20 protein-coding genes are annotated in these 14,475 nt (G+C 65.2%); 10 read left to right on the top strand and 10 right to left on the bottom strand.

Annotated elements, in window-relative coordinates; translation table 11 throughout:
* Positions 1 to 211: 211 nt before the first annotated feature.
* Positions 212 to 517: a hypothetical protein gene (locus FJ973_RS23180; protein WP_140499979.1), complete on the top strand. Its 306-nt coding sequence runs from the start codon at positions 212 to 214 to the stop codon at positions 515 to 517.
* On the opposite strand, the gene FJ973_RS23175 is transcribed toward FJ973_RS23180, so the two are convergent.
* Entirely contained in the window at positions 518 to 946 is a 429-nt protein-coding gene (locus FJ973_RS23175; RefSeq protein ID WP_140515969.1) for a DoxX family protein, read from the bottom strand. It abuts the gene before it with no gap.
* A 402-nt stretch (positions 947 to 1,348) separates the two neighbouring features.
* On the opposite strand from FJ973_RS23175, the gene FJ973_RS23170 reads away from it, so the two are divergent.
* The 3 genes from FJ973_RS23170 (at position 1,349) to FJ973_RS23160 (ending at position 2,393) form a co-directional block, all read left to right on the top strand.
* Positions 1,349 to 1,528, top strand: a complete 180-nt coding sequence (locus FJ973_RS23170) for a DUF3606 domain-containing protein (protein ID WP_115144153.1) — start codon at positions 1,349 to 1,351, stop codon at positions 1,526 to 1,528.
* A gap of 82 nt (positions 1,529 to 1,610) precedes the next feature.
* Positions 1,611 to 2,054, top strand: a complete 444-nt coding sequence (locus FJ973_RS23165; RefSeq protein WP_140557878.1) for a GFA family protein — start codon at positions 1,611 to 1,613, stop codon at positions 2,052 to 2,054.
* A gap of 87 nt (positions 2,055 to 2,141) precedes the next feature.
* Entirely contained in the window at positions 2,142 to 2,393 is a 252-nt protein-coding gene (locus FJ973_RS23160) for a DUF982 domain-containing protein (protein WP_140499984.1), read from the top strand.
* Positions 2,394 to 2,453: 60 nt separating this feature from the next.
* Here the strand turns inward: FJ973_RS23160 and FJ973_RS23155 are convergent, their stop codons facing one another.
* Both FJ973_RS23155 and FJ973_RS23150 read right to left on the bottom strand, forming a co-directional pair.
* Positions 2,454 to 2,750: a hypothetical protein gene (locus tag FJ973_RS23155; RefSeq protein WP_140499986.1), complete on the bottom strand. Its 297-nt coding sequence runs from the start codon at positions 2,748 to 2,750 to the stop codon at positions 2,454 to 2,456.
* 75 nt (positions 2,751 to 2,825) lie between these two features.
* The gene (locus tag FJ973_RS23150; protein WP_140557876.1) at positions 2,826 to 3,803 is read right to left on the bottom strand and encodes an SDR family oxidoreductase; all 978 of its coding nucleotides are present in this window, start codon (positions 3,801 to 3,803) and stop codon (positions 2,826 to 2,828) included.
* A 194-nt stretch (positions 3,804 to 3,997) separates the two neighbouring features.
* Here FJ973_RS23150 and FJ973_RS23145 point away from each other — a divergent pair, with 194 nt between their 5' ends.
* Both FJ973_RS23145 and FJ973_RS23140 read left to right on the top strand, forming a co-directional pair.
* Positions 3,998 to 4,930, top strand: coding sequence for an alpha/beta hydrolase (locus FJ973_RS23145; protein ID WP_140557874.1), 933 nt, complete (start codon positions 3,998 to 4,000; stop codon positions 4,928 to 4,930).
* Between the two features lie 166 nt (positions 4,931 to 5,096).
* Positions 5,097 to 5,411, top strand: coding sequence for a plasmid stabilization protein (locus FJ973_RS23140; protein ID WP_140499991.1), 315 nt, complete (start codon positions 5,097 to 5,099; stop codon positions 5,409 to 5,411).
* Between the two features lie 28 nt (positions 5,412 to 5,439).
* Here the strand turns inward: FJ973_RS23140 and FJ973_RS31010 are convergent, their stop codons facing one another.
* On the bottom strand, positions 5,440 to 5,592 hold the full coding sequence (locus tag FJ973_RS31010; RefSeq protein ID WP_181167215.1) for a hypothetical protein: 153 nt from the start codon (positions 5,590 to 5,592) through the stop codon (positions 5,440 to 5,442).
* A gap of 227 nt (positions 5,593 to 5,819) precedes the next feature.
* Here FJ973_RS31010 and FJ973_RS23135 point away from each other — a divergent pair, with 227 nt between their 5' ends.
* Together FJ973_RS23135 and FJ973_RS23130 are read left to right on the top strand one after the other, a co-directional pair.
* Positions 5,820 to 6,110 (top strand): hypothetical protein, encoded by a 291-nt coding sequence (locus FJ973_RS23135; RefSeq protein WP_140547516.1) that lies wholly within the window; start codon positions 5,820 to 5,822, stop codon positions 6,108 to 6,110.
* A 109-nt stretch (positions 6,111 to 6,219) separates the two neighbouring features.
* Positions 6,220 to 6,426, top strand: coding sequence for a hypothetical protein (locus tag FJ973_RS23130; protein WP_140515979.1), 207 nt, complete (start codon positions 6,220 to 6,222; stop codon positions 6,424 to 6,426).
* Positions 6,427 to 6,484: 58 nt separating this feature from the next.
* Here the strand turns inward: FJ973_RS23130 and FJ973_RS23125 are convergent, their stop codons facing one another.
* Complete coding sequence (locus tag FJ973_RS23125; protein ID WP_140521514.1) at positions 6,485 to 7,549, bottom strand: PAS domain S-box protein; 1,065 nt, start codon at positions 7,547 to 7,549, stop codon at positions 6,485 to 6,487.
* Positions 7,550 to 7,830: 281 nt separating this feature from the next.
* On the bottom strand, positions 7,831 to 8,076 hold the full coding sequence (locus tag FJ973_RS23120; protein ID WP_140499998.1) for a hypothetical protein: 246 nt from the start codon (positions 8,074 to 8,076) through the stop codon (positions 7,831 to 7,833).
* 257 nt (positions 8,077 to 8,333) lie between these two features.
* Here FJ973_RS23120 and FJ973_RS23115 point away from each other — a divergent pair, with 257 nt between their 5' ends.
* Positions 8,334 to 8,624, top strand: a complete 291-nt coding sequence (locus tag FJ973_RS23115; protein WP_224519116.1) for a hypothetical protein — start codon at positions 8,334 to 8,336, stop codon at positions 8,622 to 8,624.
* Between the two features lie 147 nt (positions 8,625 to 8,771).
* Positions 8,772 to 9,779, top strand: a complete 1,008-nt coding sequence (locus FJ973_RS23110) for an aldo/keto reductase (RefSeq protein WP_140557872.1) — start codon at positions 8,772 to 8,774, stop codon at positions 9,777 to 9,779.
* A 27-nt stretch (positions 9,780 to 9,806) separates the two neighbouring features.
* Here FJ973_RS23110 and FJ973_RS23105 read toward each other — a convergent pair whose 3' ends face one another.
* From FJ973_RS23105 to FJ973_RS23090, 4 genes are all read right to left on the bottom strand, one after another.
* Positions 9,807 to 10,958, bottom strand: a complete 1,152-nt coding sequence (locus tag FJ973_RS23105; RefSeq protein ID WP_140557870.1) for a GNAT family N-acetyltransferase — start codon at positions 10,956 to 10,958, stop codon at positions 9,807 to 9,809.
* Positions 10,955 to 11,947, bottom strand: coding sequence for a sterol desaturase family protein (locus FJ973_RS23100; protein WP_140500004.1), 993 nt, complete (start codon positions 11,945 to 11,947; stop codon positions 10,955 to 10,957). Before FJ973_RS23100 ends, FJ973_RS23105 begins: the two co-directional genes overlap by 4 nt.
* A gap of 325 nt (positions 11,948 to 12,272) precedes the next feature.
* Positions 12,273 to 13,037: a slipin family protein gene (locus tag FJ973_RS23095; protein ID WP_140515988.1), complete on the bottom strand. Its 765-nt coding sequence runs from the start codon at positions 13,035 to 13,037 to the stop codon at positions 12,273 to 12,275.
* Positions 13,034 to 14,407 (bottom strand): nodulation protein NfeD, encoded by a 1,374-nt coding sequence (locus FJ973_RS23090; RefSeq protein ID WP_140557868.1) that lies wholly within the window; start codon positions 14,405 to 14,407, stop codon positions 13,034 to 13,036. The genes FJ973_RS23095 and FJ973_RS23090 overlap by 4 nt, the downstream gene beginning before the upstream one ends.
* Positions 14,408 to 14,475 lie beyond the last annotated feature (68 nt).

Genomic DNA, 14,475 nt, shown 5'->3' with positions numbered 1-14,475 from the left:
ACGAACAAGCCTGCGCTGCAGCCCGACATCGGTCTTGAACTATTTTCCTTGCCGGGCGCGGATCGCGAATGGATGTCCGCGCGTTCTGAACGCCTATGCACGCCGCCTCAAAGTGACCTCGGTTTTGGGCGACATGCGTAGGCCGATACCTGCAAGTGCGTCGCACGGGCCCTGTTCAGCGTGACGCGCCTCACCGATGGGAGCAACCGCCATGAACGTCGCCAACCTGCAACTCGAGGGCCTGCTGATGGCCGTCGCATCGATCAACCACGTCCTGGTCAGGAAGGGCGTGCTGACATCAGAGGAGATCGACATCGCCCTGCGCAAGGCCGAAGCCGGCGAAACCAGCGAGGAGCGGTCCGAGGGCATGTCGGCGTCGAGCCGCGACGCCGTCAATTTCCCGATCCGGCTGCTGGAGCTCGCCAACCAGTGCCAGCCCGAAGCTGACATGCCGTCCTTTTCGAAACTGGCGCGCATGGTCGGCCAGATGAAGGAACCCTACAACGACCAGATGTAGCTACGCCCTGCCCGGCCATCCCGGATTGAGCGAAAGCACGCGGCCCGGCCCGTGCACGGCGGCGAACAGCAGCCCGGCCAGGAAGGAAAAATGGTCGACGAAGAAGCCGAATTCCGCCTGGTTGCCGGCCCAGTGGCTCGGTCCGTGGAAGGCGAAGCCGAGGAACAGCACGTAAACCGCCGCGACCAGTGCGGCCGGCGTGAAGAAGGCGCCGGTGAGGAAAGCGATCACCAGCAGCACCTCCAGTATCGCCGCGCACCAGGCCAGGAACAGCGGAAACGGAAAGCCGGCGGCCGCGATATAGCCGGCGGTGGCGCCCATGCCCATGAACTTGAACGTCACCGCCATCAGGAAGACGGCCGCGAAGATCAGGCGGGCGATGAGCAAGGCGGCGGTCTGCCACGGCGATTGGACGGTTGGCGACGGCATGGTTGTTCTCCCGTTTCGTTTGCTTGTCTTACCCAATTCCGGATGGAAACCGAACCTTCCTGGAATTGCTCCTAGGACGCGCCACGCACCGCGCATCCGACATGTCCGCCGAAGTTTTTTCCGGATGTCGTGATCGGCGCCACATGATCGGGCCGCTGCCGCAAAAACCCGAGTCCGGTTTGCCGGCTCCTCGATCCTTGATAAAGCGGGCCGCATCGGCCCTGATGTATCTCTCCGCCATGCGCCTGGAGCCGGCCTGAGGCAGCGGACCCGATATTCCGGTCCGTGATCGCCAAAGCGCGCAAAAGCCGCTATGGAACCAGCGGCGTCAAATGCTGTTATGTATGACCGCAGGGTCGCGCCGCGACGGCGGCGCGCCGGGGGTGGAAAGTGAGGCTCGGCATGGCGGACGACAAATCGAAGATCAAGCAGGATCGCAAGCTGGTTTCGAGCGAGGAAACCTATGAGGTTGCCGCTTTCGCCCGCAAATACGGCATCCCGCAGAGCGAGGCCCAGACCATCATCAAGCGCTACGGGCCCTCGAGGAAGAAGCTCGACAACCACATGGCCGCGCGCGGATAGCTCGGCGCGACCGGCTTTGGAAGCGTTGCCCCGGGCAAGATCCCGGGCGCATTGCGGCACCGAATGGTTGGAGGCCACGGCCATGCCCGACACCACGCGCAGAACCGGCAGTTGCCTTTGCGGCGGCGTGCAGTTCACCGTCAGCGGTCCGCCCCTGCGGGTGGGTCTCTGCCATTGCAAGGATTGCCGCAAGACCAGCGGCTCCGCCTTTGCCGCCTTCGCCATCTGGCCGCGCCAGGCGTTCGAGACATCGGGCATTCTCGGCACCTATGCCGGCCGCGGCTTCTGCCCGACCTGCGGCAGCCGTGTCGCCTCGCTCAGCGACGACGAAGCCGAGGTGATGATCGGCAGCCTGGACGTGGCGCCGACCGATCTCATGCCGGAGTACGAATTGTGGATCGGCCGGCGCGAATCCTGGCTGCATGCCTTGCCCGATACGCGGCAGTTCGAGCACGACCGGCCCGCCGCGCAGGCTCCCGGCCCGCCGCCGTCGAGGCCGCTGTCGGACGCGGCTCCCGGCGGCTGAAAATTAGTCGAAAAGTTTAGCGGCCGCGACGGAACCCCGGAACGGCGGCCGGCGTTATCGGGCGCCTCAGTTTCAATGGAGATCGCCGTGAACGACAAGTTCTTTCCCCGTCCGGTCAGGCTGAAGGTCGGACCGGCCCGCGAGCGCGTGGTGCGCAGCGCCTGGGAAGGCCTGGAATGCCTGCGCGACTGGCCCGGCAAGCACGGCCGGCGCTACCGCGCCGCATGGCGCAGCTGCCGCGATGCCCTCGATGGCTGGACCCCGGCCGAGAAGGCGATGCGGGCCATGATCGATGCCGGGCGCGAGGCGGAATTTCTGCCCGGCAACGGCAAATCCTGAAAGCCTGCCGCCTCAAGGGGCGGTCCGGAACCCGATAGCTGCATCGCGGCAAGCCGCCGGCTACTGTTTCGGCGGCTGCGGCGGCACTTCACCCGGTTTGATCACCGGCGTCTTGCCTTCGTTGGGCGCCGGCGCGGCCATGCCCTGGTCGCCTGTCGGCGGCGGCTTCAGCACGCCGCCGCAATCGTTCAGCGTCTCGGTCAGCGTGTTGTCGGTCGGCTGCTGGTTGCCGTCGGGCTTGGCCCGGCATTTTTCGCTGGGCGCCTGCTTGTCGGGGTTCTGCTGCTCGGCCTGCGCCAGCGCCGCGGCGGGCGCGGCGAGCATCAGGCTGACGGACATGATGGCGAGAAGTCTCATCTCGGCCTCCTTTCCGGGTTGGGCCGCCCTCACCGGCCGCCCAATGGTCGATGGCTTGCCTTCGACAGGCTTGCCTCAATAACCGCCGACGATCGGCAGGATTTCGCCGGTGATGTAGCTGGAGCATTGCGGCGAAGCCAGGAACACATAGGCCGGCGCGATTTCCTCCGGCTGGGCGGGCCGCTTCATCGGCGTCTTGGCGCCGAACTGCGACACGTCCTGCGCCTCCTTCTCCGACGGATTGAGCGGCGTCCACACCGGCCCCGGCGCCACCGCGTTGACGCGGATGCCCTTGCCGACGAGGTTGCCCGACAGCGCCCGGGTGAAGGCATGGATGCCGCCCTTGGTCATGGAGTAGTCGACCAGGTCCTTCGATCCCTCGATGCCGGTGACCGAACCGGTGTTGATGATGGCCGAACCCGGCTTCATATGCGCCACCGCCTCCTGCGCCATATGGAAGTAGCCGTAGAGGTTGGTCTTCAGCGTGGTGTCGAAATGCTCCTCGGTCAGGTCGGCGAAATCGGTGGAATGGATCTGGAAGGCGGCATTGTTGACCAGCACGTCGAGCCGCCCCAGTTCCTTGACGACCCTTGCCACGGCCTTGGCGCAGAAGGCGCGATTGCCGACATCGCCGCGCAAGGCGAGGCAGCGGCGGCCCTCCGCTTCGACCGCTTGCTTGGTCGCCTCCGCGTCACGGTCCTCGCTGAGATAGACGATGGCGATATCGGCACCCTCGCGCGCGAACAGCACGGCCACCGCACGGCCGATCCCAGAATCGCCGCCGGTGATCAACGCCGCCTTGCCTTCCAGCTTTCCCGAACCGCGCCAGAACGGCGCGTCATAGAGCGGCGCCGGCTCGATGGCCCATTCCTCGCCGGGTTTGGGATGATGCTGGGCGGGAAAAGGCGGGGCGGGATATTTTCGCGCGCCGGCCTGCATGGCGCCGTCGCCCTTGGGTTTGGCCTTGGCGCGGTCCTTGGCGTCGACCTTGCGCTGGATGCTGCGCTGCTTGCTGGTTGCTTTCGAACTGTCGCTCTGGGTGTTGGTCGGCATGGTCATCTCCTCTGTGTTTGGACCGGAGACATCCCGAACCTCCTCGCGCAACGCGCGGAACTGTTCGCGATGTCTTCGGTCCAAACGCTCTGCTCGCAGGGACAACGCATGTCGGCGGAAAAAGTTGGCGGCTTTCGCAGGCGCGCATTGCAACCGCTCGCGTCCTGCCGCCGTTTCGCCTGCCGGAGGCAATCATGTTCGAAGGTTTTCAGACCCTCGAGGTCGACTGCGGCGACGCCCGCATCTTCGCCCGGCGCGCCGGCGACGGGCCCGCCGTCCTTCTGCTGCACGGCTTTCCGCAGACGCATCTGATGTGGCGCGACGTGGCGCCACGCCTGGCGGACCGGTTCACCGTCATATGCGCCGACCTGCGCGGCTATGGCGCCAGCTCATGCCCGGCGTCGAGCGCCGATCACGCCCCTTACGCCAAGCGCGCCATGGCCCGCGACATGGTGGCGCTGATGGCCGAGCTCGGCTTTTCCAGCTTCATGGTCGCCGGCCATGATCGCGGCGGGCGTGTCGCCTACCGCCTCGCGCTCGACCATCCCGACCGCGTCGAAAGGCTTGCCGTGCTCGACATCGTGCCCACCGCCGACGCCTGGGACCGGGCCGACGCCAGGCTGGCGCTCGGCTATTGGCCGTGGTCGTTGCTGGCGCAGCCGGAGCCGCTGCCGGAAAAGCTCCTGGCCAGTGCGGCCGACGCGATCGTCGATGATGCCCTGGGCGGCTGGGGCTCGTCGCCAGAGACATTTTCCGCCGGCGTGCGCCAGGCCTATGTCGAGGCCCTGCGCGATCCCGCCCATGCCCATGCGATCTGCGAGGAGTACCGGGCGGCCGCGATGCTCGACCGCGAGCACGACCATGCCGATCGCGCCGGCGGCCGGCGCATAGCCTGCGCGGTGCTGGCGCTGTGGAGCGGGCAAGGCGCGCTCGCCGAATGGTATGCCGGCGAAGGCGGACCGCTGGCTTTGTGGCGCGGCTGGGCCGGCGATCTGCGCGGCCATGCGGTCCAGGGCGGGCATTTCTTTCCCGAAGAAGCACCCGCGCAAACGGCCGCCGAATTGAGCGCTTTCTTCGCCGGCCCCGAGACCGCAGCCCGTCCGGCGAATGCCCAGAAGAGTACGTAGGGCTTTCCCGGGAAAGGGACGTGGCGCTTTCCCTGGGGAATCGCGTCGAACTCACGCCTGGAGCGGTTCAGCGGGAACCTTCGCAGCCGGCCGCGACCAGGGGAATTGGAACCACATCCTTGGCTGCGCAGTTGCAGGGGCATCGGATGAACCCGGGAGCAGATCCATGCCACGCGGAGAAAAATCGAAATACACCGACAAGCAGGAGCGCAAGGCAGACCACATCGCCGAGGGCTACGAGCATCGCGGCGTGTCCGAGAAGGAAGCCGAGCGCCGCGCCTGGGCCACCGTCAACAAGGATGATGGCGGCGGCAAGAAGGAGGGCGGCTCCGGCCGCGGCAAGCACACCGGCCATCCCGCCGCGCACAAGGGCGGCGAAAAAGGCGGCAAGGCTTCCGCCTCGCGTTCGGCGGGGAGCCGGTCGGCATCAGCCAGGAAGGCAGCCGCGACCCGCAAGCGCAACGAAGCGCACGCCCATTGATGCGCGGGGCGACCGGATCGCGAAATTCTTATGCGCCTTGCCTGCCCTCGCCCGGGCCGCTCTTGATCAGATCGTCGCCCGGCGGATCATCGAAGTTCGGCTCGGCCGGATTGTCGGACGGCGGTCTTTGCGGACAGTCCTCGTAGCCGTGGTCGCGGCCGCCGCAGAACGAACAGCACATGGCTTCGCGATCCCTGTTCCCGGGCGGCCATCGCGGGGTCTGGTAAGGCTTCCTGCCGAGCATGCCCAGCAATGCGCGAGGCGCGATTTGGTTGCGCGCCCGCGCCGTCCCTCGCAAGCGAACACGCCGGCTGTTGCGCAACCGCCAGACAAAGTGCGAATCTCCCCGGCATGCCGCAACCAAGCTTAATCGCCCGGCGTTGCGGATCATGCCTTGGAGAGACCGCCATGTCCGTTCGAATCCTGTTGCCGACCGTGGCTGCCATGCTTGCCGCCACCGGCCTGGCCGAAGCCCGGCCCGACAGCCGCGCCATGAGCTGCGCGCAGATCCGCGCCATGATCCACAGCCACCGCGCCGTCGTGCTGACCACCGGCCCCAATACCTATGACCGCTATGTCAGGCAGTTCGGCAATGAATGCGATTGGCCCGAAGTGCCGATGTCGGCCTATATCCCGGCGCGCGACGGGCACTGTCCGGTCTACCGCTGCGAGGAGCCGGTCAACAATTTCCCGAATTGACGGGTCGGTTGGCGCGGGCAATTGTTGTTTCGGGGACTGCCGCACCCTGCCTGAAACCAATCCGAGGGGGCCGCGTTGACGCGTGGGGTGGCCGCCACAGGAGATGCCCATGACCGTCAACTGCCGCGTATCCATCGACAACCGGCCTCAATCGATCGAGGCCGTTTTCCAGGCCGTGCCCCGGATCGGCGAGAGCGTTTCGCTGTCCGTCGACGGAAACGCCCAGGACCTGCGCGTTTCGCGCGTCGTGCATGTGCCCGACGGTTCGCTCGAAGGGGCTGCGATCATCGTCGAGGTGACGGGCAACATCCTGTAGTCGCCTGAATCCGCAAATGCGGCGCGCCTTGGCCACGGCGGATCGGCAGCGGCAGCTTTCAGATGCCTAAGCCGATCGTCTGGCCGGCGTCTTCCATAGGGTGCTGCGGCACGATGATCGACGCCAGCGGCGCGTTCAGCGTCCATCTGAAATAGCCGGGCGAGCGCTCGATCACGGCGGACCCGCCGAGCGACTGCGGCGCCACCCTTTGCAGGACAACGGTGCCAAACCCCTTGCGCGTGGTGTCGTCGCGCTCGTCGCCGCCGCTATAGGGGGGCGACCGCTCCTCCCAGACAAGTTGGAATTCGCGTTCGGCCAGAGCGTCGTCGCTCATGCTCCAGGTCACCTCGACCCGGCCGGAATCGCTGGCGAGCGCTCCATACTTGGACGAATTGGTGCCGAGCTCGTGGAAAGCCATGCCGAGATTCTGCACCGCATTCGACTGCAAGGTCAGCAGCGGTCCCGAAAGCAGTATCTGCTCCTCGCGGCCGAACGGTTTGAGATGTTCCTGGACCAGGTCGAACAGGCTGGCTCCCGCCCAGTTCGAGGTGACCAGCAGATCGTGCGAGCGTGACAGCGCCATGATGCGGGCGCGGATCATCTCCTCGAACTCGCGCGGGTCCTGCGAGCGCTTGCTGGTTTCCCTGACCATCGACAGGATCACCGCGAACTGGTTCTTGACGCGATGGTTGACCTCGCGCATCAGCATCTTGATCCGGCGCTCGTTCTCCCTGCTGGCACTGATGTCGCGGGCGATCTTCGAGGCGCCGACGATCTCGCCGCTGGCGTTCCTGATCGGCGACACCGTCAGCGAGACGGCAATGAAGGTGCCGTCCTTGCGCTTTCGCGTCGTCTCGTAGCTCGCCAGGCGCTCGCCGCGGCGGACCTTGGCGATGATCTCGGTCTCCTCGTTCTTGAGGTGATCGGGGATGAGCATCAGGATCGACTGGCCCACCGCTTCCTGCGCGCTGTAGCCGAACATGCGTTCGGCCGCCTGGTTCCAGCTTTTGATGATGCTGTTCAGGTCCTTGCTGATGATGGCGTCGAAGGAGGAATCGACGATCGCCGCCAGCTGCGCATCGGCCGTTGCGTCCTGTTTTTCACCGCTTGCTATGTCAGCCATTGCCCCGCCAGGTGTCAGCCTATAGCCACTAGATAACGCGTGCGCCGGACAAGGCAATCACCTTGAAGCGGCCTGCTGCTTCAACTTCATCGAAATCGCCTCGCCGGCTAACATAATCGAGGGGAGGTCGTTCCGCAGATCAGGCGGAGCCGGCATCGAAGACGCCAGCGACCATACAAATGCTTTTCGAGCACCAGGACAGGGCGGACATTCAAGTCTATGGGCACCGGAAGCGCAGAAGCCGTCCTTGCGGGCCGGCATCACCTGAATGTCACCGCACCTCAGTCAGAGTGGCCGTCGCCCACATTGCCGTTGCCGCCTGGGGTGGACAGCAGTCCGAAGTCCTGGGACTTGACGCCCTGCTCCGCCGCTAGGAATCCGTCCGAGGCGAGGCCACGCCGCAAGAGCTCCCTGACGGCGGCCGAGCGGCTCGGCATGCGCTTGTCGAAGCGCCAGTTCTCCAATGCCGCCAGTTCATCGGCGGTCAGCATGACCTGCAAGCGTTCAGGACGTTCCAGTTCAGTCACGGCACTTCCTCGCAAAACCCAATACGCGAATGAGTATCTGTCTCATTCCACTAATAATTAGGATAGCAATCCTAACACGTCAAGGTCGGCAAATACGCGACCTCCCCATCCTGCTCATGATGACTATAAAGCGTCGGGTGCGCCTTTGCGTAACCATGCTAACTAACTGATATATATCGACTATTTTCATATTTTCGCTTGCCAGACGCCGATGCGAGGCGCATGCTACAAAGGCAAAACCAGTCCAGGAGGTTTCGATGCGGTATGACTACTCGACGCGGTTGCGCGATGACGTTCAATCCGCGGTCACGACGGCTTTCAGGACGTACGGCATCGTCAACATCACCGCGGTGGCCGAACGGATCAGGCTCAGGAACCTCGACGAAAACGTTGCTCTCGAGGACGTCGAGCACCTGGTCCTGGCGGCCGCCCAACTGCTTGGAGCCGCCATCGAATTCGAGGGCCTGACCATGATCGACCGCTTGCCGGACGCTCATGTCAACGGCCGCCCCGGCGGACCGGCCCCTGCCCTGAAGCGCCTCGTCTGAACAGATTTGAGGCGACGCGCTAAGTCATTTCGGGCGACCTGCATCAGGGCTCCGGTGGCCGGGCGAGCCCGCTGGACGCCGCCTACCTGTGGAAATTGAGCGCGCGCGCTATATGGTGTTTGAATTCCCCCCTCTGGAGAACACGCCATGACGCTCGACACACGCAAGCTCGGCAGCCAGGGGCTGCGGGTCTCGGCCATCGGCCTCGGCTGCATGGGCATGAGCCAGTCCTACGGCCCGGCCGACGAAGCCGAATCCATCGCCACACTGCACCGCGCGATCGAACTCGGCTGCACCTTCCTCGACACCGCCGAGGTGTATGGCCCTTACGCCAATGAGGCGCTGCTCGGCCGCGCCTTGAAGGGCAAGCGCGACCAGGTGACCATCGCCACCAAATTCGGCTTTCGCATCGAAAATGGCCGGCAGGTCGGCACCGAACGCGACAGCAGGCCGCAAACCATCAGGGCGGCGGTTGAAGGGTCGTTGAAGCGGCTCGCCACCGACCATATCGACCTTCTCTACCAGCACCGTGTCGATCCAGCCGTGCCGGCCGAGGATGTCGCCGGCACGGTCGGCGAACTGGTCAAACAGGGCAAGGTCCGCTTCTTCGGCCTGTCGGAGGCGGGAGCCGCGAACATCCAGCGGGCGCACGCCGTGTTTCCGGTCTCGGCGCTGCAGAGCGAATACTCGCTGTGGGAGCGCAATCTAGAGCCGGAAATCATTCCCCTGCTGCGGCAAACCGGCATCGGCCTGGTGCCGTTCTCACCGCTCGGCCGCGGCTTCCTGACCGGCGGCGCCAAGCGCGCCGAGGACTATCCGGAAGGCGATTACCGCCGCGGCGACCCGCGTTACCAGGGCGCGAACTATGACGCCAATGTCGAGGCCGCCGCGAAGGTTCGCGACATCGCCGCCGCCAAAGGCGTCAAGCCAGGGCAGATCGCGCTGGCCTGGCTCCTGGAGAAGGGCAACGTCTTCGGCGTCGACATCGTGCCGATTCCCGGCACCAAGCGGATCAAATATCTGGAAGAAAATGTCGCCGCTGCGTCGCTGAAACTGGAGGCCGCCGAGATGGCGGCGCTCGACGACGCGCTGGCCCCGGGGAAGGTCTCCGGCCCGCGCTACGGCGACCGCACCATGGTGATGATCGACCGATAGGTTCGCACGTCGCCGGTGAATCGGGCCTTATTCCACCGGTGCCGGCTTTTGCCGAGGATCGGGCCGCAACCGCTGGTGCAGTTCCCTGCCGGCGTGCAGGGTCCGGTCCACCAGCGCGGCGAGTGTTCCGCGCAAGGTCCTTGTTCCCAGCACCGAATCCAGCGTCACCGACTGGGTCGCGAAGCGCCGCTTGAAATCCTCGCCGCCGCACAGGAAGTCGACCATCGTCAGTCCCCTGTCGATCGACCACTGGATGTAGTCCATCATCAGCACCATGCCGGGAGACGCCCGTTCGACATCCGGATCGTAGGTCGTGACGAAGGCCATCATCGTGTTGCGCTGGACGAAATTGATCGAGACCGCCACCACCATCCCGGCGCATTCCAGCACGAAGACATGCAGGAGCCCTTCCCTGGCCAGCACCGCGACCAGCGCGGCCAGGGCCGGCGACCCCTCATCGAACAGGTTGGATTCGTGTCCGCGCGCGGCGAGCCATTTGCGCTTGAACTCGGCGAGCCTGTCGAGGACGGGCTGCATCGGCTCGTCCGGCGACATGAGGCGGAATCGCACTTCGCCGCCCTCCTCGAGGAATTTGCGGCCACGGCGATAATTCTGGCGCATCTTCTTCGTTTGTTCCCCGAACCAGTCCGCGCCCGTCCGCCATGGCCCCGCGACCCGGAAGCTGGTTTCGCTGCGGCGGTTCGGGCGGAGCGCCATCTTGGGCGCCGAAGCGGGAGCAAGCAGCGTGCGCATCGCGGCGTCCGGCAGCAGGCGGTTCAGATAGACGAGATCGAAGCCGCCCGCGGCCGAAATTTCCTGCCATAGCGCCGCGACCGCCGCCGGATCGCAGTCCGGCGCGACCAGCACGTCGCCATAGTCGCTGTGGTCCTTGGCAGCCCATTCCAGGACGTTGACGCCCTTGCGCCGCACCGTCGCCAGCGGGATGACGGCGTCGATCCGGTCACCGTTCCAGACGAGGCCGATCCTGAGACCACGCAGCTCCCGGTCCGGGGCCGTCTGCCACCACGCCGTGACCCAGGCGTGGCTTTGAAAGATCAGCCCCTCCGCCCGGCGCCACAGCTCCGCCCAGGCCGGCCCGACCGACGCGAGGCGCTCCTCGGAGGTGACGATCTCCAAAGCGCCGGCCTTCGGGCCCGCGATCGCGGCGTGAGCGTTCATGGCTGCGGGCTCCGTGTCGGCTCGGACGAAGCGCGGCGGCGGAACCGCCGGGCGATGTGCCCCCACATCTTCTTGAGCGGCAGCACGTAAAGCCCCGACAGGGATTGATAGTCGCGCGCGCCGCGTTCCATCAATCCGAACCTGAAATCCTCATCGGGCTTGGGCACGCACAATGTTCCGAACAGCCGGTCCCAGAACGAGAACAGCAAGCCGAAATTCTTGTCGTAGTGCCTTGGATCGACGCTGTGGTGCAGTTGGTGCCAATGCGGGCACAGCACGATGTTGTTGAGCGGCCCGAACGATATCTTGAAATGGGTGTGCCTGACGAAATCCATCATCAGGATATTGCGCATGACGTAGACGTTGACGCCGAAGATCGTCACTTCGACGAGGTTAAGCGACAAAAGGGTCCAGATGCCGAAGCAGATCCCGGGTATGACGCCGTCCCAGGCGCGGTTCATGAGCTCGTCGAGCGGATGAACCCTGTCCTTGGTGATCCCGACCATCACCTCCGCCGAGTGATGCACCTTGTGCAGCTCCCAGAGGAACGGGAAGCGGTGCTGGGCCACATGGTAGAGGTAGTAGGATATGTCGTAGGCGATCAGCATCGTCACCGTGAAGATGACGATCGTCACCGCTCCCGGCGGTCCCGGCAGCAGCGGCGGCTCGATCTGGAGGAGTGCCGCCAGCGTCCGATTCGTCGCGTAGCCGACGGCGACGACGAAGGTCACGCCCGCGGGCAGCATCAGGAAGGGCATAATCGCCTTGCGGGTGATCCAGAAAAGCAGGTCCGCCCGCGCCGAGGGATGCGTGACGATCTCGTTGGGAAAGACGAAATCGAAGAATTCCCTGAAGCTCTTGCGCTCCGCCGTCCGCCAATAGGCGATCAGGGCGCTGCCCAGCGCGGTCAGCAGCAAAAGGCCGGCCGCAAGCAGGCTGGAGCCGGACAACTTGTCCAGGATCCTTTCGATGATGCCGGCAATCGACATGGGCCCACTCATTTATGCAACCGAAGCTTGACTTGCAGGAGGCGATTTACCTGACAGGCAGGGCAAGCCGCCACGCCGTCAGGGCTCTCGATCATTTCGCCGTCACCCTAGTCGAGAATCCATATCGAAAGCTTAAGCTAATTAAAAACAATGAATCCGCTAAAAAGCCCGCTATATATTGCCGAATTCTGAATAAAACTCCTAAAATTGACAGCAAAGGACCGGCAGCGCTTGGCGTGGAGATCGCAACTTCGGGGAATCGCCGGGTGATCGTGCCGGTCCCGAGCTCGCCGGCCCGCGGCCGGGCTGCCAAACCCCTCCCAACTTATTTCCCGGCGCCCGGCTGCTTGTTGAAGATCGCTAGCAGGTCCATCGGCAGCGGAAACACCACCGTCGACGAGCGCTCGCCGGCGATGTCGTGCAGCGCCTCGAAATAGCGCAGTTGCATGGCCTGCGGCTCCTGCGCCAGCATCTTGCCGGCCTCGACCAGCTTTGCCGCCGCCTGCTGCTCGCCATCGGCGTTGATCACCTTCGCGCGCCGCAGCCTTTCAGCCTCGGCCTGCTTGGCGATGGCGCGGACCATGTTCTCGTTGAGGTCGACATGCTTGATCTCGACATTGGACACCTTGATGCCCCATGCGTCGGTCCGCTGGTCCAGGATCTCCTGGATGTCGCTGTTCAACTTGTCGCGCTCGGCCAGCATCTCGTCGAGCTCGTGCTTGCCGAGAACCGAGCGCAACGTGGTCTGCGCGAGCTGGTTTGTCGCGGCCATGAAGTCCTCGACCTGGATAACGGCCCGCTCGGCGTCGACGATGCGGAAATACAGCACCGCGTTCACCTTCACCGAGACGTTGTCGCGCGAGATCACGTCCTGCGGCGGCACGTCCTGGACCACCACGCGCAGGTCGACCCGCACCATCTGCTGGACGAAGGGGACGAGGAGGATGAGGCCGGGGCCCTTCACCCCGGTGAAGCGGCCGAGCGTGAAGACCACGCCGCGCTCATATTCCCGCAGGATGCGAATGGCGGCGGACAGGAAGATCAGCACGATGAGGGCGAGCACCAGATAGGCGACGTAACCGATGATCATTGCCTTGCTCCATTGTTCCTGCGCCGGACCGTCAGCACGAGATCCCTGACGTCGGCCACCTCGACGCTGTCGCCGGGGGCGAGCGGTTCATCGGCTTTCGCCCGCCAGCGCTCGCCCTGCGCGAGCACATGGCCCTCGCTGCCCGACCAGTCGAGGATCCTGGCCGGCAGCCCGTGCATGGCCTGCGCGCCGACACGCGGCAGGCTCTTGCGCGTCCTCCACAGATAGCTGCCGGCCAGCAGCGCCAGGCCAAGCGTCAGCGCCGCGGCGGTGCCGATGAGCGCCCACGACATCTCGAAGCCCGGGCCCTCGACCTTGAGCAGCATGGCGGCGCCGAGCAGGAAGGCGGCCACGCCTCCAAGCCCGAGCACCACGGTCGGGTTGAAGGCCTCAATGACGAGGAAGGCGATGCCAAGCAGCATCAGGGCGAGGCCGGTATAGCTGATCGGCAGCAGATTGAGGGCATAGAGCCCGAGCAGCAGGCAGATGGTCCCGATCACGCCGGGCGCCACTGCGCCTGGGCTGGTGAACTCGAAGACGAGGCCGTAGACGCCGGCAAGCATCAGGACGACGGCGATGTTGGGATCGGTGATGACGGCGAGAAGCCGGATCAGCCAGCCGGGATCGAGCGTCTCGACCGCCACGCCCTTGGTCGCCAGCACCTGTTGCTTGCCGGCCACCTCGACCGTGCGGCCGTCGGCAAGCTGGAGCAGCTCGGCCGTGTCGCGGGCGACGAGGTCGACTACATGTGCCTGAAGTGCCGCATTGGCGGAAAGGCTGGCTGCCTCGCGCACCGCCTTTTCGCCCCAGTCGGCATTGCGGCCGCGCAGTTCGGCGAGCGAACGGATCAAGGCGACCGCGTCGTTCGTCACCTTTGTCATCATCGGGTCGCCGGCCGGAGGCCCGGTGGCATTCTTCTGGTCGCCCTTGTCCTTTTGGTCGCCACCGGGAAGTGGCGGCAACCCGCCAAGCTCGACCGGCGTGGCGGCGCCCAGATTGGTGCCGGGCGCCATCGCCGCGACATGGGTGGCATAAAGGATATAGGTTCCGGCACTTGCCGCATGCGCGCCGGCCGGCGCGACATAGCCGATGACGGGAACCGGCGAGGCAAGGATATCGGCGATCATTTCGCGCATCGAGGTGACCAGCCCGCCCGGTGTGTCGATCTCGAGGACAACGGCTTCGGCGTGCCGCTCGGCGGCTTTGGCCAGCGCTTCGTTGAGCTGCCTGGCGCTCGCCGGGCCGATGGCGCCGTCGATCACGACGCGCAACGCGACCTTCTCCGTAGCCTCCGCGGTCACGGAAGAGTGACTGGCGGCCGCGGCGGCCATGAAAGCCACTGCAAAAACCGCCATCCGCGCGAGGGTCACGCTCAAAACTCCCTGGATTACGCGGGATATGCTGTGCAGGATATGGCGTTCGGTCCGTCGAAATCCAT

This window comes from Mesorhizobium sp. B2-1-3 (genome assembly GCF_006442495.1).
Lineage (GTDB): Bacteria > Pseudomonadota > Alphaproteobacteria > Rhizobiales > Rhizobiaceae > Mesorhizobium.
This window is presented reverse-complemented; position numbering and strand designations above follow the sequence as displayed.

Bases quoted from the DNA above. Each gene is read 5' to 3' on its own strand.
- FJ973_RS23125 (WP_140521514.1), bottom strand. From the start codon at position 7,549: ATGGCTGACATAGCAAGCGGTGAAAAACAGGACGCAACGGCCGATGCG.
- FJ973_RS23130 (WP_140515979.1), top strand. From the start codon at position 6,220: ATGACCGTCAACTGCCGCGTATCCATCGACAACCGGCCTCAATCGATC.
- FJ973_RS23155 (WP_140499986.1), bottom strand. From the start codon at position 2,750: ATGAGACTTCTCGCCATCATGTCCGTCAGCCTGATGCTCGCCGCGCCC.
- FJ973_RS23095 (WP_140515988.1), bottom strand. From the start codon at position 13,037: ATGATCATCGGTTACGTCGCCTATCTGGTGCTCGCCCTCATCGTGCTG.
- FJ973_RS23175 (WP_140515969.1), bottom strand. From the start codon at position 946: ATGCCGTCGCCAACCGTCCAATCGCCGTGGCAGACCGCCGCCTTGCTC.
- FJ973_RS23110 (WP_140557872.1), top strand. From the start codon at position 8,772: ATGACGCTCGACACACGCAAGCTCGGCAGCCAGGGGCTGCGGGTCTCG.
- FJ973_RS31010 (WP_181167215.1), bottom strand. From the start codon at position 5,592: ATGTGCTGTTCGTTCTGCGGCGGCCGCGACCACGGCTACGAGGACTGT.
- FJ973_RS23180 (WP_140499979.1), top strand. From the start codon at position 212: ATGAACGTCGCCAACCTGCAACTCGAGGGCCTGCTGATGGCCGTCGCA.
- FJ973_RS23115 (WP_224519116.1), top strand. From the start codon at position 8,334: ATGCGGTATGACTACTCGACGCGGTTGCGCGATGACGTTCAATCCGCG.
- FJ973_RS23100 (WP_140500004.1), bottom strand. From the start codon at position 11,947: ATGTCGATTGCCGGCATCATCGAAAGGATCCTGGACAAGTTGTCCGGC.
- FJ973_RS23145 (WP_140557874.1), top strand. From the start codon at position 3,998: ATGTTCGAAGGTTTTCAGACCCTCGAGGTCGACTGCGGCGACGCCCGC.
- FJ973_RS23150 (WP_140557876.1), bottom strand. From the start codon at position 3,803: ATGCCGACCAACACCCAGAGCGACAGTTCGAAAGCAACCAGCAAGCAG.
- FJ973_RS23140 (WP_140499991.1), top strand. From the start codon at position 5,097: ATGCCACGCGGAGAAAAATCGAAATACACCGACAAGCAGGAGCGCAAG.
- FJ973_RS23135 (WP_140547516.1), top strand. From the start codon at position 5,820: ATGTCCGTTCGAATCCTGTTGCCGACCGTGGCTGCCATGCTTGCCGCC.
- FJ973_RS23165 (WP_140557878.1), top strand. From the start codon at position 1,611: ATGCCCGACACCACGCGCAGAACCGGCAGTTGCCTTTGCGGCGGCGTG.
- FJ973_RS23170 (WP_115144153.1), top strand. From the start codon at position 1,349: ATGGCGGACGACAAATCGAAGATCAAGCAGGATCGCAAGCTGGTTTCG.
- FJ973_RS23105 (WP_140557870.1), bottom strand. From the start codon at position 10,958: ATGAACGCTCACGCCGCGATCGCGGGCCCGAAGGCCGGCGCTTTGGAG.